This is a genomic window from Pseudomonas sp. P4_B3, assembly GCF_056402295.1.
Window position 1 is genome coordinate 1 of record NZ_JBFUHR010000017.1, and the last position, 24,300, is coordinate 24,300.

Sequence of the window (24,300 nt, forward strand, 5' to 3'; positions counted from 1 at the left end):
ACGACGGTGCCGGCGATCAAGGGTTTGGGCGGCACTTTTGGACGGAAGCACACCGTCTGCGCATAGGGGATGGCCTGGAAGCTGCACTCGAAGCTGCGGTCGCGGGCGGCGCCGGCCTTGAGCCCGATGATCACCGCCCGCGGCGCGAAGGCCTGGGGCGCGCCGTCGGTGACTTCCAGCACCTGGCCCGGCGCCAGGCTGGGACTGCTGCTCATGCCGCGCAGGCGCGTGCGACGATTGAGGTAACGCTCGTGGCGCAGGCGCGCATAGAAGTAGCCGCTTTCGCACTGCACGTCTTCGGGGAAGTCATGGCGGTCGCCGAGCGCGGTGTAGGGTTCGGCGTAGTGATAGGCCTCGCCGTAGGTGCCTTTGGCGCCGCGCGTGTGGTCGATGTCGCCGTCCAGGTGCGCGCGGGCGTCACGGTGGTGGTAGGCGCGGATATTCACGTGCTGTTCCACCACCTGGTGTTCCGACTGCAAGGCCCAGACGCTGTCCTCACCGCGGCTGCTCAACCCCGAGAGCGGGCGCAGCGGCAGCTCGACGTCGAACTGGTACGCGCGCGGGGAGTCGTGGAACTCGACGACGTCGATGCCCAGGCGTTCGTCGCTGGTGAAGCGGTACCAGATGCCGACTTCGGCCAGCAGGCGGGCAATGAAGGCCAGATCGCTTTCGCCGTATTGCATCACCTGTTCACGCCGGGGGTACTCGCGGTGCAGCTGGAAGAGGAAGTCCTGGCCCCTGAAAGCGTGGCGGCCGCGCAGGATGTGCTCAACGATTTCCGGCACCGACCGGTGCTGGTAGATCCGGTATTGCCGGCCCCGCGYGAGCAGCGCCAGACGCGGTTGCAGGGTGACTTCGTAGCGCGCCTCGTCGAGGGAAGCGGACAGGCGTTTGAAGCCACCGATCACCCCGTGCAAGGTGCGCAGCGGCTTGACCTCGGACGGTTCGAAGATCAGGGACGAGACCTTTTCCGGCAGCGCGTGCAGGCTGAAGCTGGCTTGTTGGCCGAGCAGGCGTTCGGCGGCGATGTCGAGCTGGCTGGAGGTGAACTCGATGTAGTAGCTGAAGGGCTGGCTGAGGTGCTCTTCGCCGTGGAAGGCCAGGACGTCGAGGGGGGCGTCTACCTCGCGGACCCAGAGTGTGTGGCGGCTGTGGTCGAAGAAGGTGCGCGGTGCGTTGAGCATGTTCAGGCCTCCATGGCGGTGTTCGCCGCGCTATCCAGCGTGTCGGTGAATTGCAGGGTGATCCCCTCCTCGTCGCTGTAACCCAGGGTCACGCCATGGGTGCTTTGCCCGGAGGCCTGACGTTGCAACAACTGTTGGCTGAGCACCGGCAGAATCTGCTGGTCAAGCAGGCTGTCGATGTTGCGGGCGCCGGTATCGGGCAACAGGCAGGCGGCGACCAGGGCGTCGTTGAGCGCAGTTTCGATCCGGCAATGCAGTGCGTAGTGACGCTGCAAGCGTTTGCCGACCTGGGCGAGTTTGATGGCGACGATGCCTTTGAGGGCCTCGGCTTGCAGCGGTCGATAGATCAGCGTCTGGAAGCGGGCCAACAAGGCCGGCTGAAAATGCTCGCGCAAAATGGGCCGTAGCAGTTCGTGCAAGGTGCTGTCCGAGGCTTCGGGTTGCTCCTGCAAGAAACCTTGCAACTCATCACTCCCCAGGTTGGAGGTCATGAGAATGACGGTGTTGCGAAAGTCGATTTCACGGCCTTCGCCGTCGCGCATGCAGCCGCGATCGAACACCTGATAAAACAGGTCAAGCACGTCACGATGGGCTTTCTCCACCTCGTCGAGCAGCACGACGCTATAGGGTCGTTGGCGTACGGCCTCGGTGAGCACCCCGCCCTGCCCGTAGCCGACGTAGCCGGGCGGCGAGCCCTTGAGCTGGCTGACGGTATGGGCTTCCTGGTATTCAGAGAGATTGATCGTGATCAGTGACTTTTCGCCACCGAACAGGCTGTCGGCCAGGGCCAGGGCCGATTCGGTCTTGCCGACTCCGCTGGTGCCCACCAGCAGGAACACGCCCAACGGAGTCTTTTCGTCCGTCAGGCCGGTCTTGGCCGCGCGCAGGCGTTGGGCCATGGCACTGAGGGCATGGGTTTGGCCAATCACCCGTTCGCTGAGTTGCTGTTCCAGTTCCAGCAGGTTGGCTTGTTCATCCTTGAGCAGGCTGCCCAGCGGCACGCCGGTCCAGTCGGCGATCACTTCAGCCACGCTGCGCGGGTTTACGTCGAGCAAAAGCAGCGGCTGATTGCCCTGAATCTCACTCAGTTGTCGCTGCAACCGGGAGCAGTGTTCCATCCGTGGTGGTTCGGCCTGGCGTGCGTCGAGCAGCTGTCGGGTCAGTTCGAGCTCGTTCTGGTATTGCCGCACCAGGTCGATTTGTTCCCGCTGCAATTGCGCGTATTGCTGCGCGATCAGGGCGATCCGTTGATCGGAGACGTCGCCGCTCAGTTGCTGATCCTCTTGCCGTGCCTGGCGCTCCAGGTCCAGGGCAGCCATTCGGGCTTTGAGGCGCACCAGCACCTGCGGTTCGCAGTCAAGGCTCATGCGTACCCGTGCGCTGGCGGTGTCGAGCAGATCGACAGCCTTGTCCGGCAACTGGCGACCCGTCAGGTAACGCCGCGACAGGCTGACCGCCGCCTCTACCGCCGCGTCTTCGATGTGCACGCCGTGGTGGCTGGCGTAGCGGGCTTTGAGGCCGCGCAACATGAGGCAGGCACTGGCATCGTCCGGTTCGTCGACCTTGACCCTCTGGAACCGCCGCTCAAGTGCGGCATCGCGCTCAAAGTACTGTTTGTACTCACTCCAGGTGGTGGCCGCGATGGTGCGCAATTCACCGCGAGCCAGGGCCGGCTTGAGCAGATTTGCCGCATCGGCACCTCCGGCCTGGTTGCCGGCACCGATCAGGGTATGGGCTTCGTCGATGAACAGCAGGACCGGAGTTTCTGATTGCTGCACGGCCTCGATAACGTTTTTCAGGCGTTGTTCGAACTCGCCCTTGACCCCGGCTCCCGCTTGCAACAGGCCCAGATCGAGGGTGCGCACGCTGACCGGCTTGAGGCTGTCGGGCACATTGCCCTCGGCGATGCGCAAGGCCAGGCCCTCGACCAGCGCAGTCTTGCCGACCCCCGGTTCCCCCACCAGCAGTGGGTTGTTCTTGCGCCGACGGCTGAGGATGTCGATGACCTGACGGATTTCATCGTCACGCCCGAACACCGGGTCGATGCCGCCCTCCCGGGCCTTGGCGGTCAGGTCCTGGGTGAACTTGTCCAGCACCGCCTTCAATGCATCGCACCGTTGAGCACTCGATGAGTTGTCGAGGATCACCGCCTTGCGATCCAGCGCCTGCTCCTGTTGCAGGTGCGGTCGTTCTTCGGAGTGCTGGTCCAGCAGCGGGAGCAAATGCTGCAATTGCACCGGACCGAGACTGAGCATTGGCCAGGCCGCTTCACAGGCCAACAGTGTCGGGGTCTCCAGCAGCGCACCGAGCAGGTGGGCCGAGCGCAGGCTGTCATTGTCGTCGTCCAGCGATGCACGCAGCCAGGCGTTCTTGATCAATTGCTGTAACTTGCCGCACAGCTGCGGTTTGCCCTGCACGCTGCGCGGCAAGCTGTCGAGATGCTCGAGCAGCCCGTGCCAGAGGGCGTCGATGTCCCATTCGTAACGGCGCGCAATGAGCGTCAGGTCTCCCTCGCCCTGCTCCAGCAGTTTGAGTAGCCAGTGCTCGATGCTGATCTGCCCGTGGGCGCGGCTTTGGCACAGCGATGCCGCCGCGCTCAAGGCCTGGGCGCAGTAAGGATTGAGGCGGCGAAGCAAACGGGTGGAGTGATGGGCCATGCGGGGCGTCCTTGTGCTGAATTCCTGGCGTATTGCCGGTGGTGGGCTTGAAGCTCGATGTGCCGGCTTGAGCGTCTGCTGACAGGCGCTCAAGCCGATACGCTCAAGACCAGCAGGCAGCGTTCTGCCTGCTGGTGCTTTCGCGTCAGGCGCTCTGGCGTTCGCTCCAGGAATCGCTGTGGATGATGTTGCCGGCGACGAAGGTCCAGGTGATTTTGTCGTAACGCAGCTCAATCAATTCCAGGTGGTTGTGCTTCTCCTTCGAAGGGTCTTTGACGTCGTGCATTTTTGGCGCGACTTTCACTACCTTGACGTTTTCGAGTTGAGTCACGAAGTACTCGACTTCTTGGCCTGCGTCGTCAATGCGATACCACTTGAACTCGGCGCTCTTGAGGGTCTGGCCAGTGGTCACCGCCTTGTACAGATACGGGCTGGAGGCATCGATTTCCTTGGTGAACAGAAACGGGGCATGGACCCGGGCACCGGTCAACTTGCCGGTGTTGTTGTCGGTGGGGATGTACAGGCTGTGATCCTGGGTCAGCACCTCAATGCTGCCCTCGCGTTTTTGCACGTTCACCGAACCTTTGATGCTCGCGCCGCCGTCATCTTGCAGCCAGAGATAAATGGGAATTGCCATGTGAAGCTCCTTTTCCAAAAACATGAATGCCGCGTAACGCGACTGGGGTTGTCAGCCCGGTATGGTTGGGGGCTGCGAGCAAGCCCCCGCTTCCGGTACCAGGCGGATATCGACTCGACGGTTGGCAGTGCGCCCCGCCTCGGTGTCATTGCTGGCGATCGGCTGCCTGGCGCCGAAGCCCTGAACAGCAAAACAACTGTCGGGGAGATCGCCCATGCGTTGCATCCAGTCCCGCACCGCCGCCGCGCGAGTCCGGGACAGCAGAAGGTTTTGCGCGTCATTGCCCGACGCATCGGTATGCCCGGCGATGACGATCAGCCATCCCGGCTGAGCCTTGATGTCCACCAGGGCATTGATCAGCACTTTGGTTGACTCTGGCTTGAGCGCGGCGCTGCCGCTGTTGAAAAGAGACAAGCTGTCCAGGCGTACCGCTTTGGCGACTTTTACCGCGAGCGGCGCTGACGGCGGGGGGCGGTGACTGGCAATCGCCGTCAGCACCGGCGCACGCAATCGTTCGCCGCGATACAGGCCCAGACCCAACTTCAGCGGAGCACCATGACGGTAATAGTTGTCCAGACGCTCAGCGTGCCGGCGAAGCGTCGTCAATGCCGCTTCGCGCTGGACAATCCCGGTCTGGTCGAAAGGGGCCGGTGGCACCATGGAGGTGTAGCGACGCAGGTCATCGGTGACCTGACGCGCCAGCAACGTGTTCTGCCAGGCCGAACTGGCCAAGGCAATCACAGTCGCGGCCACAAACAGCCACAGCGCAATCACCCCCGCCCGGCGTATCGGCGTTCGCTGGATACGGATGGGCAGCAATTGCAGCAACGGGTCAGGGAATGGCAGTGGCGCCATGCCTGCGGTCTTTACCTGCCGGTCGACTGACAACGACAGCTTGTCGCTCAGCCATTGTTGCCAGAGGTTCCCCGACACGGTCTGAGGCAACACCGGCACCAGCGTGATGGCGATGGCCACTGCGGGACCTATCGAATGGCGGCGGTCGCGCGCGGCCAGGTCCGGCAGTACCGCCTCCTCCAGCCAGGCCGCAACGCTGCTCATTTGAACGCTGGCATGCATGCGCGCCATACGCGTGACATCGTCCACTGCCAACTGCTGCCAATCGACCAGGCTGGCATGCATCCCGGCCTCACGGACCTCGGGGTTGGTCTGACCCGCCTCCCAACTGAACCAGGCCCCCTCGCCCTGCGAAGCTTGCAGGTAACTGACCAGCAACATCGGCAATGGAATCCCGCGTTTGCGAACCAAGGCAATCTGATGACAAAAAGCCCGCACCTGTCCTGCCAGCACGGCGCGGTCGCCATGCTCGCCCGGGTTGGAAACGAACATGACAGCAAGCTGCCCGCCCCATGCTGGTCGACGGGCCAATACGCCATCTATCAGCTCCGCCAGTTGCATCAGATCTGGCACCCGCAGGTAGCAACCTTGCCCGGTCTTGCGCAACGCCAGCGAATCATCGGCAACTGGGCCGAACAGACCGTCCAGGCCATCACCACAGACCAACACCACCGGCTGACAACAATCCGCCGGTGGCAGCGTCAGGTTAGCGGCCAGCATCAGTGACCCGGCTTGACGCTTGGCCCGCCACCCGATCCTGATCCAGACCGTAATGGCAACGCACACTACGAGCAAAACCGCCGTTGCACGTGTCCAGGCCGTCAGCGGGATGATGGCTAGCAATGCCAGGACAAGCGTGCCGGCCCAAAGCCAGAGGAGTCGATTGAGTTTGTACGTCATCGGCTACTCACGCCTGGCCTGGCTGGAGGTTGGCGATGACGCCACCCAACAGGTGATCGAGTCCCAGCCAGATCCCCATGAGCAACAACCCCGCCAACACTACATTGGCCAGCGGGGAGCGCTGCCAACGCCAGCTGCCGGATCGGTAGCCGATGCCCGCTTGGGTCGCTAACCCATGGTTGAGCTGCAGTGGCGGAACCTGCGCATTCAACGCTGCCAGCAGTTGCAGACGATCAGGATCATTCAACTCGCGATAGCGGCCGCGAAAGCCCAGCATCATTACCCGCTGGAATGCCGTCAGCACCTGCCGATCCGGTGCGGGCTCGCGCAGCACTTCGCGCATGTCTTCATACAGAAACTCACCGGCCTGGTGACGGCTGAAGAATTTCGCCTGCAAGGGTTCGCTGACCCAGGAAGCATGATCTTTGCCCTCGGCATGGCCGAGCACGGTTTCATCGAGCAACGCGCATTGGGCGTAACTGATGTAATCGATGCTGCGCCGACTCAAACCGGCCTGTTCAAGAGACTGGCGAACGTATTCGATCTGGTCGGCACAACGTGACCACAGCCCCGGGCTGTCTTGCGCTGATCCAGGCTGGCGCAGTTCAACTACCAGCAGGTAGCTGTCCTGCAACAGGACGTCGATATTCACCGGTGAGCGGGTTTGCTTTTCGGTTTTTCCGTTCATGTGCGCAACACCGCAAACAGTTCAAGCTTGACCTCGACCAGTGTGCTCGGCACATACAGTGCGCAGACCCCCGCGGCCAGCATCGCCAGCCCCTTGGCATGATTGAGATCAAGGGCGAAGTATTGATTTTCCAGTCGCAGCGGAATCGCGGCGGGCACATGGCTGAGCGACTGCATGGGCACACCGTCCAGCGCAGCATTGATCAACTGATCCACCTCATCCGGCGTACCGATCTTGCACAGTCGAGGAAACTGGCTCTGCAACTGCGCGGCCGACAGGCGACAACGCACTGACAGATAGAAGTCCGCGCCGCCAGGCTCACACAAGCGGGCATCGTTGAGACTGACTTGCCAGCGGTTGGCGCCCGTTTCCTGCAACTCCAGGGCGATGACCCGGGACGGAAGGCTGGCTTCCAGCAAGGTGGAAATCGTGCTCATCAACGGCGGGAAGACGGATTCCAGGTGTTCGTGCCGATAGGCAGGAATCTGCTCGATGTCATGTTCCAGCGAAAAGGTCAGCAGGCTTCCGGCCAGTCTGGCCAGTTCCAGATAGACCTGTTCGGGATGGCGCCCCGGATGCGCCTTGAGGTCGGCCAACACGGGTTGATAGCTGTTCAAGGCATTGAGCAGCCAGAACAACGACACATCGGCCACCGCAAAGTCCGCCATGCGCTGATTACTCTCGCGCCGCATGCCCATAAGCCGTTGACGCTTGGCAGCCAACTGGGTCAACAGGTTGTCCAGTTGGGTGAGCAATCCCGGGTGAGCAGCAAAGCTTAGCAACGGCGGTACGTAGCCCGGGTCGAGTATCCAGCCACCCTGCCCGTCGCGTGTCAGGCGGGCAATCGGGCAAGTCAGGTAATCGGCGTTGTCATCGTTTTCCAGGCGCAAGCTCAAGGCGTGCTCCAGCACCCCGATTGATTGCACCTCATCGGCGAACACGTCTTGAACCTTGCGCCAGGCCTGGCGATAGCGCATCGGTCGATCGGCCCTGCCCCCGTCGAACAGGCAGTTGTTGCCATTGCCCTGTTCCAGCGGCAACGCCAGCAATAGCGTGACGTTCTGACTGTCATCAGGCAGCTGCCGAGCCAACTCCAGTGCAGGAGGCAGGCGATCGACATGATCGGTATCGACCAGGGTGCCGTCGGCCATGCGCAAGTGCAGCCTGGTTAGTTTGAGTTTGCCCAGGCGCAGCGCCTGCAGATCAACTTCCACTGCTTGTACACCCCAGGGGTGTACCAACGACAGGTGCGCAAGGCACTCATTGGTCCAGGCTTCCCAGCGCGCCTGCTGCTGGAATTGCTGCGGAGACAGCAACGCCCCCGCGGCCCACAAGGGGCGGTCGATCTTCATGACATTCGTTCCCTACGAAATGACTTGGGCTTGAACAGACTCAGGCTTTGGCCTTGGGCATCTGCGAAACCAGTGACAGGTTGACGTCCATGCCTTCCACCTGAAAGTGCGGCACGGCGTACAACTTGACGCGGAAAAAGCCGGGGTTGTCGTCGATGTCTTCCACCGTCACCTTCGCCTCACGCAGCGGGTGCGAAGCCTGCAAATCGTCGCTTGGGTCGGTCATTTCGGTGACCAGCCCACCGATCCACTTGTTGAGCTCAAGCTCCAGCAAGCGACGATCCTTGGTGGTTCCGATGTTCTCGCGCTGGATCATCTTCAAGTAGTGAGCGATGCGCGACAGGAGGAATATGTACGGCAAACGCGAGTTGATACGGCTGTTTGCGGTGGCGTCGGCGGTGTCGTACAGGGCGGGTTTCTGGCTGGAGTTGGCTGAGAAAAAACACGCGTAGTCGCGATTCTTGTAGTACGACAAAGGAATGAAACCGAGGTTGGCGAACTCAAATTCACGCGTCTCGGGAATCATCACCTCCGAGGGGATTTTCACCTGATTGCCGGTGCCCAGGTCGTACAGATGAATCGGCAGGCCGGTGACCGCGCCACCCGACTGTGGGCCACGGATCTGCACGCACCAGCCGTTGCTGATGAAGCTCTTGACCATGTTCGCGGCAAAAGCGAACGAGGCGTTGGCCCACAGGTACTTGTCGTGGTCCGGCCCCTTGACGCTTTCGATGTAGTTGAAGCTGCGCACCGCAATGGTGTCAGGACCGTAAGGCAGACGACCGAGCACCCGCGGCATGGTCAGGCCGATGTAACGGGCATCGTCACTGTCGCGAAAGGCTTTCCACTTGATGTATTCGGCGCGGTCAAAGTAGTTGCCGATGTCCTTGATCGCAGCCACTTCTTCCATCGATTCCTTGCCGAAAAAAGCCGGTCCGACAGAACCAATGAACGGCATGTGTGCTGCCGCCGCCACCTTGGAAACATTACGCAGCAAGGCAACATCCTGAGGGCTGCGGTCGAATTCATAATTGGAAATGGCTGCAGCGATCGGTTCGCCACCCGGCGTGTCGTATTCCTGGATGTAGGTATGGAAATACAACCCGCTCTGGGCGATTTCCGGTGCGTCGTCGAAGTCCTGGATCAAATGATCCTTGCTGATATCCAGCAACTCGATGCGAACGTTGCGGCGGAAATCGGTTTGGTCGATCAGCGATTTCAAGCCCCGCCAGGTCGACTCGACGCGCTGGAAGTCTGGATGGTGCATGACGGCATCGAGCTGGCGACTGATCTGCTCGTCCAACGATGCAATGTGCTCATCGAGCAGTGCCTTGTCCAGACGCTCGACTTTATGTGAAGACTGCTTGAGCAAGTTCAGGAAAACGCTGACGGCAGCGGTCACGCGCTCATCGGTAGAGGCCTCGGACAATGCTTCATTGTCCTGAAAGGCGTCGAAACCGGCCAATTCTTCTACTGGACTCAGATTGATCTTGCTGAACAAAGCGCTATATATACCCTGGCTTTCTTCAGACAACACTGTATCGCCACGCGATTGCGCGGAAGAATGTTCAACGGACATTTAGAGTTTTCCTATGAAGCGAACCGATGGATAATTAACGAACTTCTTTTGGAGCCAGGGCTGCCAGTTCGGCACGCAGTTCGTCACTCAGGGCATCATCCTTGAGGATGCGCTCCAACTCGTGCCGAAAGGTCGCGTTGTCCAGCAGGTTCGACTTGAGATCGCGCAGCAGGTTGCGCATGGCCAACAGTGCACGCAGCTGTGGAATCTGCCGCGCCACCTGTTCCGGCTCAAAGTCTTTCATGGCCCGAAAACTCAATTCCACAGAGGTGTCGCAGTGGTCATTGACCAGCGTATTTTCCACTGCCAGCTTCAGGCCTGGGGAATACTCGGACAAAACGCTGTCGAAATTATTCTTGTCAATGTTCATTTTGTTTCTTGCGGACAGCGGGCGCTGCTCCTTACCGTTGCTGTAGTCGCCCATCACCATCAACTTCAGTGGCAACTCGACTTTTTTCTGTGCTCCGCCCGTGTGCAAATCGAGCTTGATATTAACTCGAGCCTTGGGCACTTCGTTTTGAAAACTACTTGCAGTCATCATTCCTCCTGACACCCGCGCAACAGTAAGAACCATCACGAAGATAAATAAGACTGGAATTCAGAACGGCGATCAACTCTATACGCAGAGTTGCCATCCACAGCCCTTAAATTCCTTTTAATACATAGAAGCCGTAACCCGGAGAGACAATTATTGTCTCCCCGTTGATAAACGATGAAGCATCTGAAGTTAATTCTCCATCCCCCTGTGGCACTTTCGGAGATTTCCCACAGGGTCAATCAACAAAAGAGAAGTTAATTTGTAGGACGAGAACAAGGTAATCAAACCTGGTTACGCCAAAATACATTTTTTGCTACGAGTAATGGATCTCACTCAAGTTGATCGACACCAGCAACGACTCCTTGTTGGCCTACCCATCGGTCTTGCGTCGGCGTCGGCTTCGACGTAGTCATAAACCAGTTGGGCAGCGGGCATCAAAGACAGCACACCGATTCAATATTCCCGGTTCGATCTACGTAACCATGACGTCCTCACTCACCCCGTAAGGACCCTGTCATGGCCATTGCAAAAGCAGCCCCCGGCAAAACCCTGCTGACCCCGACCGACCACACCCTGATCATGATCGACCACCAGTCGCAGATGTCCTTCGCGACCAAGTCGATCGACGCCGTGACCCTGCGCAACAACGCCGCACTGGTGGCCAAGGCAGCCCGTGGCTTCAAGGTCTCGACCATCCTCACCACCGTCGCCGAGAAGAGTTTTTCCGGGCCGATCTTCGACGAAATCAAGGCTGTGTTCCCGGAACACAACGTCATCGATCGCACCAGCATGAACACCTGGGAAGACGAGCGCATTGCCGTGCAAGTCAATGCCATCGGCAAGCAGAAGATTGTCCTCGCCGGCTTATGGACGTCCGTTTGCATCGTCGGCCCGGCGTTGTCGGCGATTGACCAGGGTTTCGAGGTGTATGTGATTGCCGACGCCTGTGGCGACGTCAGCACCGAAGCCCATGAAGTGGCCATGCAGCGCATGATCCAGATCGGCGCCCGGCCGATGACCTCGCTGCAATACCTGCTGGAACTGCAACGTGACTGGGCGCGCGGCGAGACCTACGACGAAACGGTGAAAACCTCGATTGCCAACGGCGGTGCCTACGGTCTGGGCCTGATCTACGCCAAGACCATGTTTGGTGCATCCGAAGGCCATTAAGGTCCATTGAAAAACCAGCGCCTGCGGGCGGACTCCTGTAGGAGCGAGCTTGCTCGCGATGGTCGTTAACGATAACGCGTGTTTACCGACTGAACGCGGCGCTATTGAGACCATCGCGAGCAAGCTCGCTCCTACAGTGAATCATCGCAGTCGCTACCCCCTGTGGTGAGCCATTGATGACTCTCTTCCCGCAAGACTTCAGGGTGACGATTGCCCTGTGCTTCTGCCTGTTCGCTACCCACACACTGGCGGATGAATCGGCGCAAGGCGCAGAAGGATTTTTCGACGCAGCGACGCTTGGCGTACTCAGCCGCAACTTCTATCTGAACAGCGACTATCGATCCCCCTCGCCGACCGGCAAGAGCTACAAAGCCGAATGGGCTCAAGGTTTTATCGGCGCTTTTGCATCCGGTTTCACACCGGGCACGGTCGGCTTCGGCCTCGATGCCCATGCCTTTCTGGGATTGAAACTCGATGGCGGCAAGGGCCATTCCGGGACCGGATTGCTGCCGGTGGGCAGTGACGGCCGCAGCGAAAGCGACTACTCCAGCGGTGGCGGCGCGATCAAGTTCAAGGCCTCGAAAACCACCCTGGCGTTTGGCGAAATGGAGGTCGAATCCCCGGTGTTCGACACCGCAGACAAACGCCTGCAGCCGGAGTACGCCACAGGTTTTCTGCTCAACAGCCGCGAAATCGACGGCATGAACCTGCAAGCCGGCCACTTCACGGCATTCAAGAATCAGGACAGTGCTTCAGGCAAGGGCAACTTTTTCGGTTATGGCGCCAACACCGAGGCTGGCGGCATTTCGTTTGTCGGCGCCGACCTGTTTACCCAGAACCCGGTCGGCGGCGCCCTGTACGCCTCGGAGTTGACCGACACCTGGCACCAGTACTACGGCAACCTGCACTTCAAGCAGTCCGGCGTGTTCCTCGACGCCAACCTCTATCACACCCGGGACACCGGTCAGGCGCTGGCCGGTGCCATCGACAATACGGCGTACAGCCTGTCCGGCCGATACACGCTGGGCGCCCATGGTTTCACCCTGGCCTATCAGAAAATCAACGGTGATACGCCGTTCGATTTTGTCGGTGGCGACTCCATCTACCTGGCCAACTCGATCAAGTACGCCGACTTCAACGGCGCCCGCGAACGCTCCTGGCAGGTTCGCTACGACCTGGACCTGGCCACCTTCGCGATACCCGGCCTGAAGTTCATGACCCGTTACGTCACCGGCGACCAGATCGACGGCACCCATGCGCCACAAGGCGGGGCCTACAACCCCTTCGACCCGGCGACCGGTACCTTCGTGCCGCAACAAGGTGACGGGGGCAAGCACTGGGAGCGGGACATTGATTTGAAGTACATCGTCCAAACGGGTGCGGCAAAGGACCTGTCGGTGCAGGTGTCGCACGTTTCGCACCGGGCCAATGAGGCGCAGGCGGGTGATGACATAGACCGGATATATGTAGTGATTCAGTACCCGCTGGGGTTCTGAGCAAAGCAATCGGCAATGTCTGGAGTGCATTCAATTGTTGGAGCGGGCTTGCCGTCATGCCAGTCAGTCAAGACCCAAAACCTGTAGGAGCGGGCTTGTCGGATCGCCGCACCGCCGCGAAGGGGCCGTTAGCTTCAACATCAATGTTGACTGATACTCCGCTTTCGCAAGCAAGCTCGCTCCTACACAGATTTCGCTTAACTGACTGGCATTAGGGCTTGCCGCAAAGCTGCAAAGCTGCAAATTCTGTTCGGACTGGATGGATCGCAATAGAGCTCGCCTGCTCGATACCGCACCAATAGTATGATTGGTAGCACGCAGTCGACCATCTCCGTGGAGGCCCGATCATGGGAACCGTACGAAAAACCATCACTGTGACTGACCAGCAAGACAACTGGATCAAAGCGCAGATAGAAGCAGGCCATTACACCAACGACAGCGAATATATTCGCGATCTGATCCGACGTGAACAGGAGCGCAGCGCTGAACTCGAAACGATCCGTGCCGCCCTTTGGGAAGGTGAATCCAGCGGAAAACCTCGCCCATTCGATCCCGTTGCATTCAAACAGAGAATGTTAACCGCGCATGGCTGACGCGAGCAGGCTCGCTCCCACAAGGGATTGGGTTGAGTCAGAAAGTTTGGGGTTGATTGGCGGAAGGCAGCCGGAGTCGAACCTGCCCGGGAACGGATGCCGTCCCCAACCGGGTTTGAAGCCCGGCCGCGCCACCGGGCGCGATTGCCTTCCTTGAATTCTTGCCGCTGAATCATGCCCCTGAATCAGTGCTCATTGCGCCAGGCCAACGCACTGTCCAGGCGAATCTGCCGTCGATCGCCAAAGCGTCGTGTCAGGCCGATACGGTCGAAGTACTCCAGGATCTGAATGCTGCGCTTGCGCCCCAGGCCCACCGCATCCCGAAATGCTGCCACCTGAATCACCGGGTTGGCGTCCGCCAGTTGCAACAGCATAGCCGCCAATTGGCGAATCATGCTGTCGGTATAAAACAGATCGCGCACCACCTGGTGCATCAAGCCCAGGCGCGCCATTTTGCGCAGCAAATCGCGCACGTCCGCTTCCTCATGCCCCAGGTCGCGCACCCACGGCGGGTCGAAGCCGGCCTGTTCGAAAAACGGCTGCAAGTGCAGCCACAGGGTTTCGTCCGTTTCGCTCAAGCGCACCTGATGCCCGGGCAGATGCAACCACGGACCGCTGCTGGCGATGTCGCCGCTGGCCAGTAACTCGTCGAGCAGGCTGATAAACGTCGAGCGCTCCAGCGCGCTGCCGGTGAATCGACGCAGGCGATCCCGGTCCGGCCCCATCTGATCCGGTTCGAGCAGATGGAAACGCGCGAGCTGATCCACCAAAGGCGCTTTCAAGGATTCCCAACGACTGGCACTAAACAGCAACGCGCCTTGACGGGTGTCGATCAAGCGCACGTCAGCGGGCAACACCCAACTGCTGCGCGGTCGGTTGAACTGCCGTTCCAGGCGCTGCGGATCGATCCCGCTGTCGCTATGGGCCAGCAATGCCGGCAATACATCTTCCAGCGTTGCGCTGTTCGCCAGCGCGACCAGCTGCGCCAACCGTTCGGGGCTGCGGCGTTGCCGGGTGGGTGCAAATGGATCGAGCACCCGGCCGCCACCCAGCGTACGTTGGGCACTTTGATCGCGCAGGACCAGCGGATCGCCTCTCACCGCATGCACCGGCGTATTGAGCAACAGTTGCGCAATCATCCGCCCACCGGGCGCCAGGCTGGTGCCTTCGAGCAAGGCGACTCGACCGATGACGTCCTGGGTGCCGAGGTGCACGTGCACCGGTTGAAAGTGCTCGAAGGCGCGGGATTCGCCAGGGAGTAACTGCATGTCGATGTCCAGGCGCTGTGTCGGTGCGTACAAGCCGGCGGACAGCAGCCAGTGGCCGCGATGGATGTGCTCCAGGGCCAGCCGTTCGGCACTCAGGTTCAACGCCACGCGCTGGCCGGCAATGGCGTGGTCGGTGGCCTGGTTTTGCGCGTGCAGGCCGCGAATGCGCACCGGTTTGCCTTGTGGCCCCAAAAGCAGGGTATCGCCCACCGCGACCTGGCCGGACAGCGCCGTACCGGTCACCACGATACCGGCCCCGGCCACGCTGAAGGTCCGATCGATCGCCAGGCGAAAACCACCTTCGGTGCTGCGTTGCGACACTTCACGCTGGGCATCGAGCAACGCCTGGCGCAAGGTGTCGATGCCATCAAAGGTCACGCTCGACAGCGCCATCAGCGGCACATCGGCATACGGCCCGGGCGCCAGTAATGCGCCCACCTGCTCGCGAACAGCCTGCACCCGGGCACCATCGACCCGGTCGCATTTAGTGATGGCCACCAGCGCCCGGGGAATGCCCAGCAACTCGACAATCGCCAGATGCTCGCGGGTCTGCGGCATCACCCCGTCATCGGCGGCCACTACCAACAACACCAGATCGATGCCCTGCGCCCCGGCGAGCATGTTGTGGGTGAAGCGCTCATGCCCGGGAACATCGATGAAACCGGTCAGGCCCGCTCCCGGCTCCAGCGCGGCATACAGGTAGCCGAGGTCGATGGTCATACCGCGCTCGCGCTCTTCCCGGCGCCGGTCACCCGCCTGACCGGTCAGCGCCTGGAGCAGCGCGGTTTTGCCATGGTCGATGTGCCCTGCGGTGCCGACAATCACCCTGTCCGGCCCTCCACTTGTAATTGATTGAGCTGCGTCAGCCATGCCGGCTCGTCGTCCAGTTGCCGCAGGTCCAGCCACAGGGCGTCATCGTCAATGCGCCCGAGAACCGCAATCGGTAAACCGCGCAAAGCCTCCTCAAGACTCAGCAAGGATCGCCCGCGCAAACGCTTCGAGGTGAGTGGTCGCACACACAGCGCCGCACTGGCCAGCCGTGCCACCGGTTGGCTGCCGCTGCCGATCATGCCCAGTGCCGGCATGGCTCTGACGCTCCAGCCCTCACCCAGCACCTGGGCCAGCGCTGGCCGCAATCGCTCGGCCTGGGCGAGGATATCGGCCTGTGGCCGGGTCAACAGGCGCAGGCTCGGCAAGCGCTCGGCGAGTCGGTCCGGGTTGCGGTACAAAGCCAACACCGCTTCCAGCGCAGCGAGGGTCATTTTGTCGACCCGCAGCGCACGCTTGAGCGGGTTTTTCTTGATCCTGGCGATCAATTCCTTGCGGCCGACGATAAGCCCGGCTTGCGGCCCGCCAAGCAGTTTGTCGCCACTGAAGGTAACGATGTCCGCGCCATCGAGCAGCGCCTGGCGTACCGTCGGTTCGGCGGGCAAGCCCCAGCGGGTCAGGTCCAGCAGGCTGCCGCTGCCGAGGTCTTCAAGCAACGGCAGTCCATGTTGGTGGGCAATTTGCGCCAGTTCAGCCGTCGCCACACGCGTGGTGAAGCCTTGAATGCTGTAGTTGCTCGCATGCACGCGCATGATCAAACCGCTGCGCGGGCCAATGGCGGCCTCGTAGTCGCGGGCATGGGTGCGGTTGGTGGTGCCGACCTCAACCAGCTTCACCCCGGCGCGGGCCATGATGTCGGGAATGCGGAAAGCGCCGCCGATTTCAATCAATTCGCCCCGGGAAATAATTCCCTCCTTGCGCGCGCCCAGGCTGTGGAGGGTCAGCAAGACCGCTGCGGCATTGTTGTTGACCACGGTCACCGCTTCAGCGCCGGTGAGTTCGAGGATCAAGCCTTCGATCAGGTCGTCGCGGTCACCGCGCTTGCCGCTGCGCAGGTCAAATTCCAGGTTGAGCGGATAGCGCGCGGCCATTTGCACCGCCTCGATCGCTTCTTCGGGCAACAGTGCCCGGCCGAGGTTGGTGTGCAAGACCGTGCCGGTGAGGTTGAATACCCGGCGCACCTGGCTGCGATGCTGGGTCGCCAATCGTTCGCCGACCCTGCCCGCCAACACTTCGGCGCCGACTTCTGCAGGTTCGAGCAAACCCTGCTGCACCCCTTCGCGCAACTCATCCAGCAAAAGCCGCAAGGTACTCAGCAAGGCGTCGCGTCCATAGCGCTCGGCCAACGGCAGGCACGCCGGGTGCCGCAACAAACTGTCGATGGAAGGTAGACGCAGGGGTTGGCTGGCACCGCGTGCAGACATCTGGCGCTCCTGAAAACGAATGACCCTCGCGCCAGAGTGTAGACGCTGCGCTTATTCGTCTCCCGGAGCCAGCAGCAGATTCGGTGCCAAACGCTGATAACCGTCCTGGGCCAGGCGCATGTCGAGCATCAGGCTGGACAGGTCCGCCGACAGCGCTTCGGCGTCCGCATCGTTCTCCAGATAGAGCAACTTCAGATAACAGTTACAACCGGGGCAGATTTCGGCGCGCAACGGCGCCTGGTTGGCGGCATGGCGATCATCTTCAAGGCTGAGGTATTCCAGGCCCTTGCTCTGCTCGCAATACACGCACTTGACCCGCACCACATGCCACTCGCAAGCGCACAGCGAACAGACCAGATAACGCAAACCGTTGTGCTTGCCGCGATGGCGGATGACCCCGGCCATGGCCGGCGAGCCACAGGCCGGACACTGGCTGAGGCTGTCGCCGGCGGTCAGTGCCAAGTTCGGTGTACTCAACAGCCAATGACTCCAGGCCGTTTGCAGCGCCGCACCGAGAAACGGCACCAACGCTGCCGGCACCAGCGAATACTGGCCGCTGATCAATGCCACCGCCCAGGCGCGGCGTTGCCCGGCACCGGCCAGGCGCAAGGTGTCCACGGCATCGGCCACGGCGGATTGTGACGGTGCGCTGTAGCGCTGCAGCAAAGCATCGAGGTAAAGCTGCCAATCGTCTTCGCGCGCCAGGCTGTCGGCCGCGAACGGCGGCAAGCCGTGTTGCTGGCACAATTCGATGCGCTGCCGGTCGAGGGGTTCGCTCAGCGGCGGGTCGTCCAGCACCTGTTGCTGCACCTGGCACAACCCGGCAATCAGGCGCAGGTAATCGGCCAGCGGGTGCCCGTCGGCCAGCGTTTCCAGGCGCTGGGCGCGCAGGCTGAACAGGTTATGCGGTGGCATATACAGAAACGGCGGCGAACTGGCCGCCGCTTCGATTTCTCCAGGTTCGAGGATGGTTGGCAAATGTCAGCCCTTTTTGGTGATCGGTCGCTTGGGTGCTTCGTCGCGGGTCACTTCGCGGTACCAGAGTTCGTGGTGTTTCCTGGCCCAGCCGCGGCTGACCCAGCCGTGCACCATGGCGCTGACCGAGCCCTTGATCCAGATGCCGGCATAGATGTGCACGATGATGCTCAGGATCAGCACGAAAGCGGCCAACGCATGCAGCAACATCGCCCAGCGTATCGCGGTGATGCCGAAATACTCGCTGAAGTACGCACGCCAGATCACCAGCCCGCTGAACAACAGCACCAGCATGCACAGCAGTAAAGTCCAGAACAGCAGCTTCTGCCCGGGGTTGTATTTGCCGATGGGCGGGACGCCCTCCTCTTCATTTTTCATCACTCGGTCGATGCGCTTGAGCCACAGGCGATCATTGGCGATGAAGTAGTTGGCGCGCCAGAAGCGAATCACCAGGCCGAGGAACAGCAGGAACATCAGCACGCCCATGAACGGATGCAGAATGCGCGTCCATGGCCCGCCGCCGAACAGGTTGCTCAGCCAGAACAGCGCCGGGTGGAACAGCGCCAGCCCGGACAGCCCGGCCATCAGGAACAGAATCGCCACCAGCCAGTGATTGGTGCGCTGGTTGCTGGTGTAGCGCAGGATCGTCTTGTTGCTCATGGCCTGCCCTCCCCACGGGGATCGAACGTATGCACCGACGGATCGACTTCGTGCACGGTGTTGTCCGGCGGTTCCGGATGCTCATCCTCTTCGACGATTTGCGGGCCGACACGTACGTAGTGGAAGAACCCGGCCAGCACCGCTACGCCCATGGCCAGCAGCGCCAACGGTTTGCTCACGCCTTTCCACAGCCCTATCAACGGACTGATCGCCGGGTGATCGGGCAAACCGGCGTACAGTCTTGGCGTATCGGCGTGGTGCAGCACGTACATCACGTGGGTGCCGCCGACGCCTTCAGGGTCATACAGACCGGCGTTTTCAAAGCCACGGCTTTTGAGATCAACGATACGCTCGGCGGCATGTTCCTTCATGTCGTCCTTGGAGCCGAACACGATGGCACCGGTCGGGCAGGTTTTCACGCAGGCCGGTTCCAGCCCTACCGCCACCCGGTCCGAGCACAAGGTGCATTTGTAGGCCTTGTGATCCTTTTGCGAGATCCGTGGAATGTTGAACGGACACCCGGTAATGCAGTAGCCGCAGCCAATGCAGTGGTCCTGATCGAAATCGACGATGCCGTTGGCGTGCTTGATGATCGCCCCCGGGCTGGGGCATGCCGCCAGGCAACCGGGCTCGGCGCAGTGCATGCAGCCGTCCTTGCGGATCAGCCATTCCAGGTTGCCGGCGTCGGTCTCGTGCTCGGTGAAGCGCATCAAGGTCCAGGTTTCTGCGGTGAGGTCCTGCGGGTTGTCGTAGGTGCCATGGTTGTGACCGACCTCGTCACGCAGCTCGTTCCATTCCGAGCAGGCAACCTGGCAGGCCTTGCAGCCGATGCATTTGGTGGTGTCGATCAGCTTGGCGACTTCCTCCATGCCGCGCACCGAGGGCGCAGGTGTGGTGGTGGCCGAACGGGCGATGATGTCTTGGCTGGCCATTTAGACTTTCTCCACGTTGACCAGGAATGACTTGGATTCCGGGGTCTGGGTGTTGCCATCGCCGAGGAACGGCACCAGGGTGTTGGTCAGGTAACCGTGCCGCGTGAGCCCGGTGAACCCCCAGTGCAACGGAATACCGATCTGGTGCACCACCTGATTGTTGACCTGCAACGGACGAATCCGCTTGGTCACCACCGCCACCGCTTCGATGAAGCCACGCTTGCTGCTGACCCGTACCCGATCGCCGGCGACGATGCCTTTTTCCTTGGCCAGCACTTCACCGATCTCGACGAATTGCTCCGGCTGGGCAATCGCGTTGAGCTTGCAATGCTTGCTCCAGAAGTGGAAATGCTCGGTCAGCCGGTAACTGGTGGCGGCGTACGGGTAATCCTTGGCCACGCCGAGGGAATCCCACACCGAATCAAAGATCCGCGCCGCCGGGTTGCTGGTGGCTTTCTTGTTTTGCGGGTGCAGCGGGTTGATGCCGATCGGTGTCTCGAACGGCTCATAGTGCTCGGGGAACGGGCCTTCGTTCATCTTGTCGACGGCGAAGAATCGCGCCACCCCTTCGGGGTTCATGATGAACGGGTTCATCCCGGCTTCCGGCGGCACGTCGGCCTTGTAGTCCGGCACATCGGTGCCGGCCCAGGCTTTGCCATTCCACCACACCAGGCGTTTTTTCGGATCCCACGGTTTGCCTTGCAGGTCTGCCGAAGCGCGGTTGTAGAGAATCCGCCGGTTGGCCGGCCAGGCCCATGCCCAGCCTTGGTGTTGATGCATGCCGTAAGGGTCGGCATTGTCGCGGCGGGCCATCTGGTTGCCGAGCTCGGTCCAACTGCCGCAGAAAATCCAGCAGCCGGACGCCGTGCTGCCGTCGTCCTTGAGCTGGCCGAACCCGGCCAGTTGCGCATTGGCCTTGATCGCCGCCCCCGTGGCGTCGGTGAAGTCGGTGGTGGCGGAGCCGTTGATTTCCTTGGCCAGCTCTTCCGGCGAAGGTTCGTCGGGGATCTTGTACGGCCACGACAATTTGAGCAGCGGGTCGGGAAATTTGCCGCCATTGGCCTGATAACGCTGACGCAGACGCACGAACAGTTCGCTCATGATCCGGATGTCGGTCTGCGCTTCGCCCGGCCCATCGGCGCCCTTCCAGTGCCATTGCAGCCAGCGACTGCTGTTGACCAGCGAGCCGTCCTCCTCGGCAAAACAGGTGGTGGGCAGGCGAATCACTTCGGTCTGGATGTCGGCGCTCTTCACATCGTTGTACACCCCGACGTTGCGCCAGAATTCCGAGGTTTCGGTGGCCAACGGGTCCATCACCACCAGCCACTTCAGTTTGGCCAGTGCCGCGGTCACCCTGTGTTTGTCCGGCAGCGCGGCAATCGGGTTGAAGCCCTGGCACAGGTAGCCGTTGACCTTGCCCTGGCCCATCAGATCAAACACCTTGAGGATGTCGTATTGGGGAATGTCCAGTTTCGGCAAGTAGTCGTAAGCCCAGTTGTTCTCGACCGTGGCATTGGCGCCGTACCAGGCTTTCATCAGGCTGACGTGGAACTTGCCGTAGTTCTGCCAGTAGGACAGTTGCCCCGGGCGCAACGGTTTTTGCGTGCGCTTGACGATGTAGGCGTTGTAGTCCTGTTCGGCATCGCCGGGTAGCGAGAGGTAGCCCGGCAGTGAGTTGGACAACAAGCCCAGATCGGTCAGCCCCTGGATGTTGGAGTGCCCGCGCAAGGCGTTCACGCCCCCGCCCGGCATGCCGACGTTACCCAGCAACAGTTGCACCATCGCCGCGCTGCGAATCATCTGCGCGCCAATCGAGTGCTGGGTCCAGCCCAGCGCATAGAGAATGGTCATGGTCTTGCCCGGCGTCGAGCAAGTGGCGATTTCCTCCCAGATTTTCTGCATGGCATCGACCGGCATGCCGCAGATCTGGCTCGACAGCTCCCTGGTGTAACGGCTGTAATGCTGCTTCATCAGTTGATAGACGCAGCGCGGGTCCTGCAGGGTCGGGTCGACCTTGGCAAAGCCGTCTTCACCGAGCTCATAGCCCCAGCCGGATTTATCGGTGTAGAGGCGCTTGGCCGCATCGTATCCGCTGAAAATACCGTCCTCGAAGCCATAACCGGCTTTGACGATGAACGACACGTCGGTGTAGTTGCGCACGTATTCGTGCTGGATCTTGTCCTCGGTCAGCAGGTAATTGATCAGCCCGCCCATGAAGGCGATGTCGGTGCCGGTACGGATCGGCGCGTAATAGTCGGCCACCGAGGCGGTCCGGGTAAAACGCGGGTCGACCACGATCAGCCGCGCCTTGTTGTGCGCCTTGGCTTCGGTCACCCATTTGAAGCCGCACGGGTGCGCTTCTGCTGCGTTGCCGCCCATCACCAGAACCAGATTCGCGTTGGCGATATCGGTCCAGTGGTTGGTCATGGCACCACGGCCGTACGTCGGGGCAAGACTTGCCACCGTCGGACCGTGTCAGACACGCGCCTGGTTATCAAACCCCAGCATGCCGAGACTGCGAACCACCTTGTGGGTGATGTAGCCGGCTTCGTTGGACGCCGCCGATGCTGCGAGGAAACCGGTGGTCAGCCAGCGGTTCACCGTTTGGCCCTGGGCGTTCTTCTCGATGAAGTTGGCGTCGCGGTCGGCCTTCAGCAGGTCGGCGACTCTATCCAGTGCTTCATCCCAGGAGATGCGGGTCCATTCGGTGCTGCCGGGTTTGCGCACCTGCGGGTATTGCAGGCGTCCGGGGCTGTGAATGAAGTCCAGCAGGCCCGCGCCTTTGGGGCAAAGGGTGCCGCGGTTGACCGGGTGGTCGGCGTCACCTTCGATGTGGATGATGTTTTGCGTGACATTCTTCGCCGTATCACCCTGGCTGTACATGATCAAGCCGCAACCGACCGAGCAATACGGGCAGGTGTTGCGGGTTTCATGGGTGTGGGCGAGCTTGAAGTGACGCACCTGTTCGGCAAAGGCAATTGTCGGGGCCATGCCCAACGCGCCCAGGCTAGAGCCTGCAAGGCCGATACCGGCGACCTTGAAGAACTGACGACGGCTGAGATCCATCGTGCACTCCTGATCAGGTGGAACCCGGTACATGGCCGGGCCTTTTTGAACAACCACGGTCGCGGCAGTCTGGCTGCCGACACTACAAACTGTAGTCAACCGGTTGGCGTTCTGTGTAAAAACCGACCGTCGGGTAAATCCAGCGGGCCGTGAAGATCCTTGTAGGAGCGAGCTTGCTCGCGATGGTGTGTCAGTTGACATCACCGTATCTGACACACCTTCGCGAGCAAGCTCGCTCCTACAGTAAGTTGGCGCTTATCATAGGTGCATGTTCAACCCCGCCTTCACGAGATCCCGCATGACTTTCGATTTTGATCAGGTGTTCGACCGTCACAACACCGGCAGTACCAAATGGAGCCGCTACCCGGCCGATGTGTTGCCGATGTGGGTTGCCGACATGGATTTCGCCGCGCCGCCGGTGATCATCCAGGCCCTGCAAAAACGACTGGAACACCCGATGGTCGGTTACAGCGTGGCCCAGGACGACCTGCGCGAGGCGATCGTTGCCGACCTCTGGAGCAAATACGCCTGGCGCGTCGAACCCCAGGAGCTGATCTTCCTGCCGGGCGTCGAGTCGGGCTTCAACATGGCATTGAAGGCCCTGGTGCAGGCGCCACAGAACGTCGTTGTGCAGGTGCCGAACTACCCGCCGCTGCGTCACGCCCCCGGGCACTGGGGCCTGAACAAGGTCGAGCTGAATTTCGATGCGCAAGCCGATGGCACCTACACCACGCCGCTGGATACCCTGAGCCAGTCGCTGCAAGGTGGCGGCGCACTGCTGCTGAGCAACCCGCATAACCCGCTGGGCAAGGCCTTCCCCCGCGCAGAGCTGCAAGCCATTGCCGACATTTGCCTTGAGCATGACGCCTGGATTATTTCCGACGAGATCCACGCCGATTTGTGCTTCGACGGCCGCGCGCACATGCCGCTGGCGACCCTGAGCCCGCAAGTGGCCCAGCGCACCATCACGCTGATGTCGGCGAGCAAGGCCTACAACATCGCAGGTCTCAAGACCTCATTCATGATCATCCAGGACCGTCACCTGCGCGAGAAGGTCAACCACGCCCGTTGCGGCATGGTCGACAGCGTCAATCCGCTGGGCATGGAGGCCACCCGCGTCGCCTACAGCGAAGCCGCGCCATGGCTGGCCGAGCTGAAGGTCTATCTGCAGGGCAACCGCGACTTCCTCGCTGAGGCCGTGCACACCCGCCTGCCGGGCATCAGCATGAACCTGCCGCAAAGCACCTATCTGGCGTGGCTCGACTGCTCGGCACTGGGGCTGGACGACCCACAGCAGTTCTTCCTTGAACAGGCCAAAGTTGGTTTGAGCGCGGGCCTGGACTTTGGCGATGACTGCAAGCAATTCGTGCGCCTGAACTTCGGTTGCCCACGGTCGCTGCTGGAAGAAGGCATTGCGCGGATGGAGCGCAGCTTGCGCCATCTCAAGGCCTGATCCGCCCCTCAGCAACATCGAAGATCCCTGTAGGAGCGAGCTTGC

General features: G+C 61.1%; 18 protein-coding genes and 1 tRNA gene. 4 read left to right on the forward strand and 15 right to left on the reverse strand.

Annotation, left to right across the window (positions count from 1 at the left end):
- The 8 genes from AC1DWG_RS19700 to tssB all read right to left on the reverse strand — a co-directional run.
- On the reverse strand, positions 1 to 1,184 hold a 1,184-nt coding region (locus tag AC1DWG_RS19700; RefSeq protein WP_477788227.1), incomplete at its 3' end, for a type VI secretion system Vgr family protein.
- Positions 1,185 to 1,186: 2 nt separating this feature from the next.
- Positions 1,187 to 3,841, reverse strand: coding sequence for a type VI secretion system ATPase TssH (gene tssH, locus AC1DWG_RS19705; protein ID WP_477788228.1), 2,655 nt, complete (start codon positions 3,839 to 3,841; stop codon positions 1,187 to 1,189).
- A 145-nt stretch (positions 3,842 to 3,986) separates the two neighbouring features.
- Positions 3,987 to 4,478: an Hcp family type VI secretion system effector gene (locus AC1DWG_RS19710; protein ID WP_477761889.1), complete on the reverse strand. Its 492-nt coding sequence runs from the start codon at positions 4,476 to 4,478 to the stop codon at positions 3,987 to 3,989.
- Positions 4,479 to 4,529: 51 nt separating this feature from the next.
- Entirely contained in the window at positions 4,530 to 6,233 is a 1,704-nt protein-coding gene (locus tag AC1DWG_RS19715; RefSeq protein ID WP_477788229.1) for an OmpA family protein, read from the reverse strand.
- A 7-nt stretch (positions 6,234 to 6,240) separates the two neighbouring features.
- Entirely contained in the window at positions 6,241 to 6,921 is a 681-nt protein-coding gene (tssL, locus tag AC1DWG_RS19720) for a type VI secretion system protein TssL, short form (protein WP_477761891.1), read from the reverse strand.
- Positions 6,918 to 8,273, reverse strand: coding sequence for a type VI secretion system baseplate subunit TssK (gene tssK / locus AC1DWG_RS19725; protein WP_477761892.1), 1,356 nt, complete (start codon positions 8,271 to 8,273; stop codon positions 6,918 to 6,920). Before tssK ends, tssL begins: the two co-directional genes overlap by 4 nt.
- 40 nt (positions 8,274 to 8,313) lie before the next feature.
- Positions 8,314 to 9,852, reverse strand: a complete 1,539-nt coding sequence (gene tssC / locus AC1DWG_RS19730) for a type VI secretion system contractile sheath large subunit (RefSeq protein ID WP_477761893.1) — start codon at positions 9,850 to 9,852, stop codon at positions 8,314 to 8,316.
- A 34-nt stretch (positions 9,853 to 9,886) separates the two neighbouring features.
- Positions 9,887 to 10,390, reverse strand: a complete 504-nt coding sequence (gene tssB / locus AC1DWG_RS19735) for a type VI secretion system contractile sheath small subunit (protein WP_477754799.1) — start codon at positions 10,388 to 10,390, stop codon at positions 9,887 to 9,889.
- Positions 10,391 to 10,906: 516 nt separating this feature from the next.
- Here tssB and AC1DWG_RS19740 point away from each other — a divergent pair.
- The 3 genes from AC1DWG_RS19740 to AC1DWG_RS19750 all read left to right on the forward strand — a co-directional run bounded on the left by AC1DWG_RS19740 (position 10,907) and on the right by AC1DWG_RS19750 (position 13,649).
- Positions 10,907 to 11,560 carry a hydrolase gene (locus AC1DWG_RS19740; protein ID WP_477788230.1) on the forward strand — a complete coding sequence of 218 codons (654 nt, stop codon included), beginning with the start codon at positions 10,907 to 10,909 and terminating at the stop codon, positions 11,558 to 11,560.
- A 176-nt stretch (positions 11,561 to 11,736) separates the two neighbouring features.
- A complete protein-coding gene (locus AC1DWG_RS19745; RefSeq protein WP_477761894.1) occupies positions 11,737 to 13,056 on the forward strand; it encodes an OprD family porin in 1,320 nt (439 codons plus the stop codon).
- 347 nt (positions 13,057 to 13,403) lie between these two features.
- Positions 13,404 to 13,649: a type II toxin-antitoxin system ParD family antitoxin gene (locus AC1DWG_RS19750; protein ID WP_477754796.1), complete on the forward strand. Its 246-nt coding sequence runs from the start codon at positions 13,404 to 13,406 to the stop codon at positions 13,647 to 13,649.
- Positions 13,650 to 13,706: 57 nt separating this feature from the next.
- Here AC1DWG_RS19750 and AC1DWG_RS19755 read toward each other — a convergent pair.
- From AC1DWG_RS19755 to fdnG, 7 genes are all read right to left on the reverse strand, one after another.
- A tRNA-Sec gene (locus tag AC1DWG_RS19755) sits at positions 13,707 to 13,802 on the reverse strand.
- A 32-nt stretch (positions 13,803 to 13,834) separates the two neighbouring features.
- Positions 13,835 to 15,742, reverse strand: coding sequence for a selenocysteine-specific translation elongation factor (selB, locus tag AC1DWG_RS19760; RefSeq protein WP_477788271.1), 1,908 nt, complete (start codon positions 15,740 to 15,742; stop codon positions 13,835 to 13,837).
- Positions 15,739 to 17,169 (reverse strand): L-seryl-tRNA(Sec) selenium transferase, encoded by a 1,431-nt coding sequence (selA, locus tag AC1DWG_RS19765; protein WP_477788231.1) that lies wholly within the window; start codon positions 17,167 to 17,169, stop codon positions 15,739 to 15,741. Before selA ends, selB begins: the two co-directional genes overlap by 4 nt.
- Before the next feature lie 51 nt (positions 17,170 to 17,220).
- Positions 17,221 to 18,147, reverse strand: a complete 927-nt coding sequence (gene fdhE / locus AC1DWG_RS19770) for a formate dehydrogenase accessory protein FdhE (RefSeq protein ID WP_477788232.1) — start codon at positions 18,145 to 18,147, stop codon at positions 17,221 to 17,223.
- 3 nt (positions 18,148 to 18,150) lie between these two features.
- Positions 18,151 to 18,804, reverse strand: a complete 654-nt coding sequence (locus tag AC1DWG_RS19775; RefSeq protein WP_477788233.1) for a formate dehydrogenase subunit gamma — start codon at positions 18,802 to 18,804, stop codon at positions 18,151 to 18,153.
- Positions 18,801 to 19,736 (reverse strand): formate dehydrogenase subunit beta, encoded by a 936-nt coding sequence (gene fdxH / locus AC1DWG_RS19780; protein WP_477761898.1) that lies wholly within the window; start codon positions 19,734 to 19,736, stop codon positions 18,801 to 18,803. The genes AC1DWG_RS19775 and fdxH overlap by 4 nt, the downstream gene beginning before the upstream one ends.
- Positions 19,737 to 22,802 carry a formate dehydrogenase-N subunit alpha gene (gene fdnG, locus AC1DWG_RS19785; protein WP_477761899.1) on the reverse strand — a complete coding sequence of 1,022 codons (3,066 nt, stop codon included), beginning with the start codon at positions 22,800 to 22,802 and terminating at the stop codon, positions 19,737 to 19,739.
- Positions 22,803 to 23,100: 298 nt separating this feature from the next.
- Here fdnG and AC1DWG_RS19790 point away from each other — a divergent pair, with 298 nt between their 5' ends.
- The gene (locus AC1DWG_RS19790; protein ID WP_477788234.1) at positions 23,101 to 24,255 is read left to right on the forward strand and encodes a MalY/PatB family protein; all 1,155 of its coding nucleotides are present in this window, start codon (positions 23,101 to 23,103) and stop codon (positions 24,253 to 24,255) included.
- Positions 24,256 to 24,300: the final 45 nt, after the last annotated feature.

Excerpts from the sequence above, each read along its gene's own strand:
- tssH (WP_477788228.1), bottom strand. The coding sequence starts at position 3,841 with ATGGCCCATCACTCCACCCGTTTGCTTCGCCGCCTCAATCCTTACTGC.
- AC1DWG_RS19710 (WP_477761889.1), bottom strand. The coding sequence starts at position 4,478 with ATGGCAATTCCCATTTATCTCTGGCTGCAAGATGACGGCGGCGCGAGC.
- AC1DWG_RS19715 (WP_477788229.1), bottom strand. The coding sequence starts at position 6,233 with ATGACGTACAAACTCAATCGACTCCTCTGGCTTTGGGCCGGCACGCTT.
- tssL (WP_477761891.1), bottom strand. The coding sequence starts at position 6,921 with ATGAACGGAAAAACCGAAAAGCAAACCCGCTCACCGGTGAATATCGAC.
- tssK (WP_477761892.1), bottom strand. The coding sequence starts at position 8,273 with ATGAAGATCGACCGCCCCTTGTGGGCCGCGGGGGCGTTGCTGTCTCCG.
- tssC (WP_477761893.1), bottom strand. The coding sequence starts at position 9,852 with ATGTCCGTTGAACATTCTTCCGCGCAATCGCGTGGCGATACAGTGTTG.
- tssB (WP_477754799.1), bottom strand. The coding sequence starts at position 10,390 with ATGACTGCAAGTAGTTTTCAAAACGAAGTGCCCAAGGCTCGAGTTAAT.
- AC1DWG_RS19740 (WP_477788230.1), top strand. The coding sequence starts at position 10,907 with ATGGCCATTGCAAAAGCAGCCCCCGGCAAAACCCTGCTGACCCCGACC.
- AC1DWG_RS19745 (WP_477761894.1), top strand. The coding sequence starts at position 11,737 with ATGACTCTCTTCCCGCAAGACTTCAGGGTGACGATTGCCCTGTGCTTC.
- AC1DWG_RS19750 (WP_477754796.1), top strand. The coding sequence starts at position 13,404 with ATGGGAACCGTACGAAAAACCATCACTGTGACTGACCAGCAAGACAAC.
- selA (WP_477788231.1), bottom strand. The coding sequence starts at position 17,169 with ATGTCTGCACGCGGTGCCAGCCAACCCCTGCGTCTACCTTCCATCGAC.
- AC1DWG_RS19775 (WP_477788233.1), bottom strand. The coding sequence starts at position 18,804 with ATGAGCAACAAGACGATCCTGCGCTACACCAGCAACCAGCGCACCAAT.
- fdxH (WP_477761898.1), bottom strand. The coding sequence starts at position 19,736 with ATGGCCAGCCAAGACATCATCGCCCGTTCGGCCACCACCACACCTGCG.
- AC1DWG_RS19790 (WP_477788234.1), top strand. The coding sequence starts at position 23,101 with ATGACTTTCGATTTTGATCAGGTGTTCGACCGTCACAACACCGGCAGT.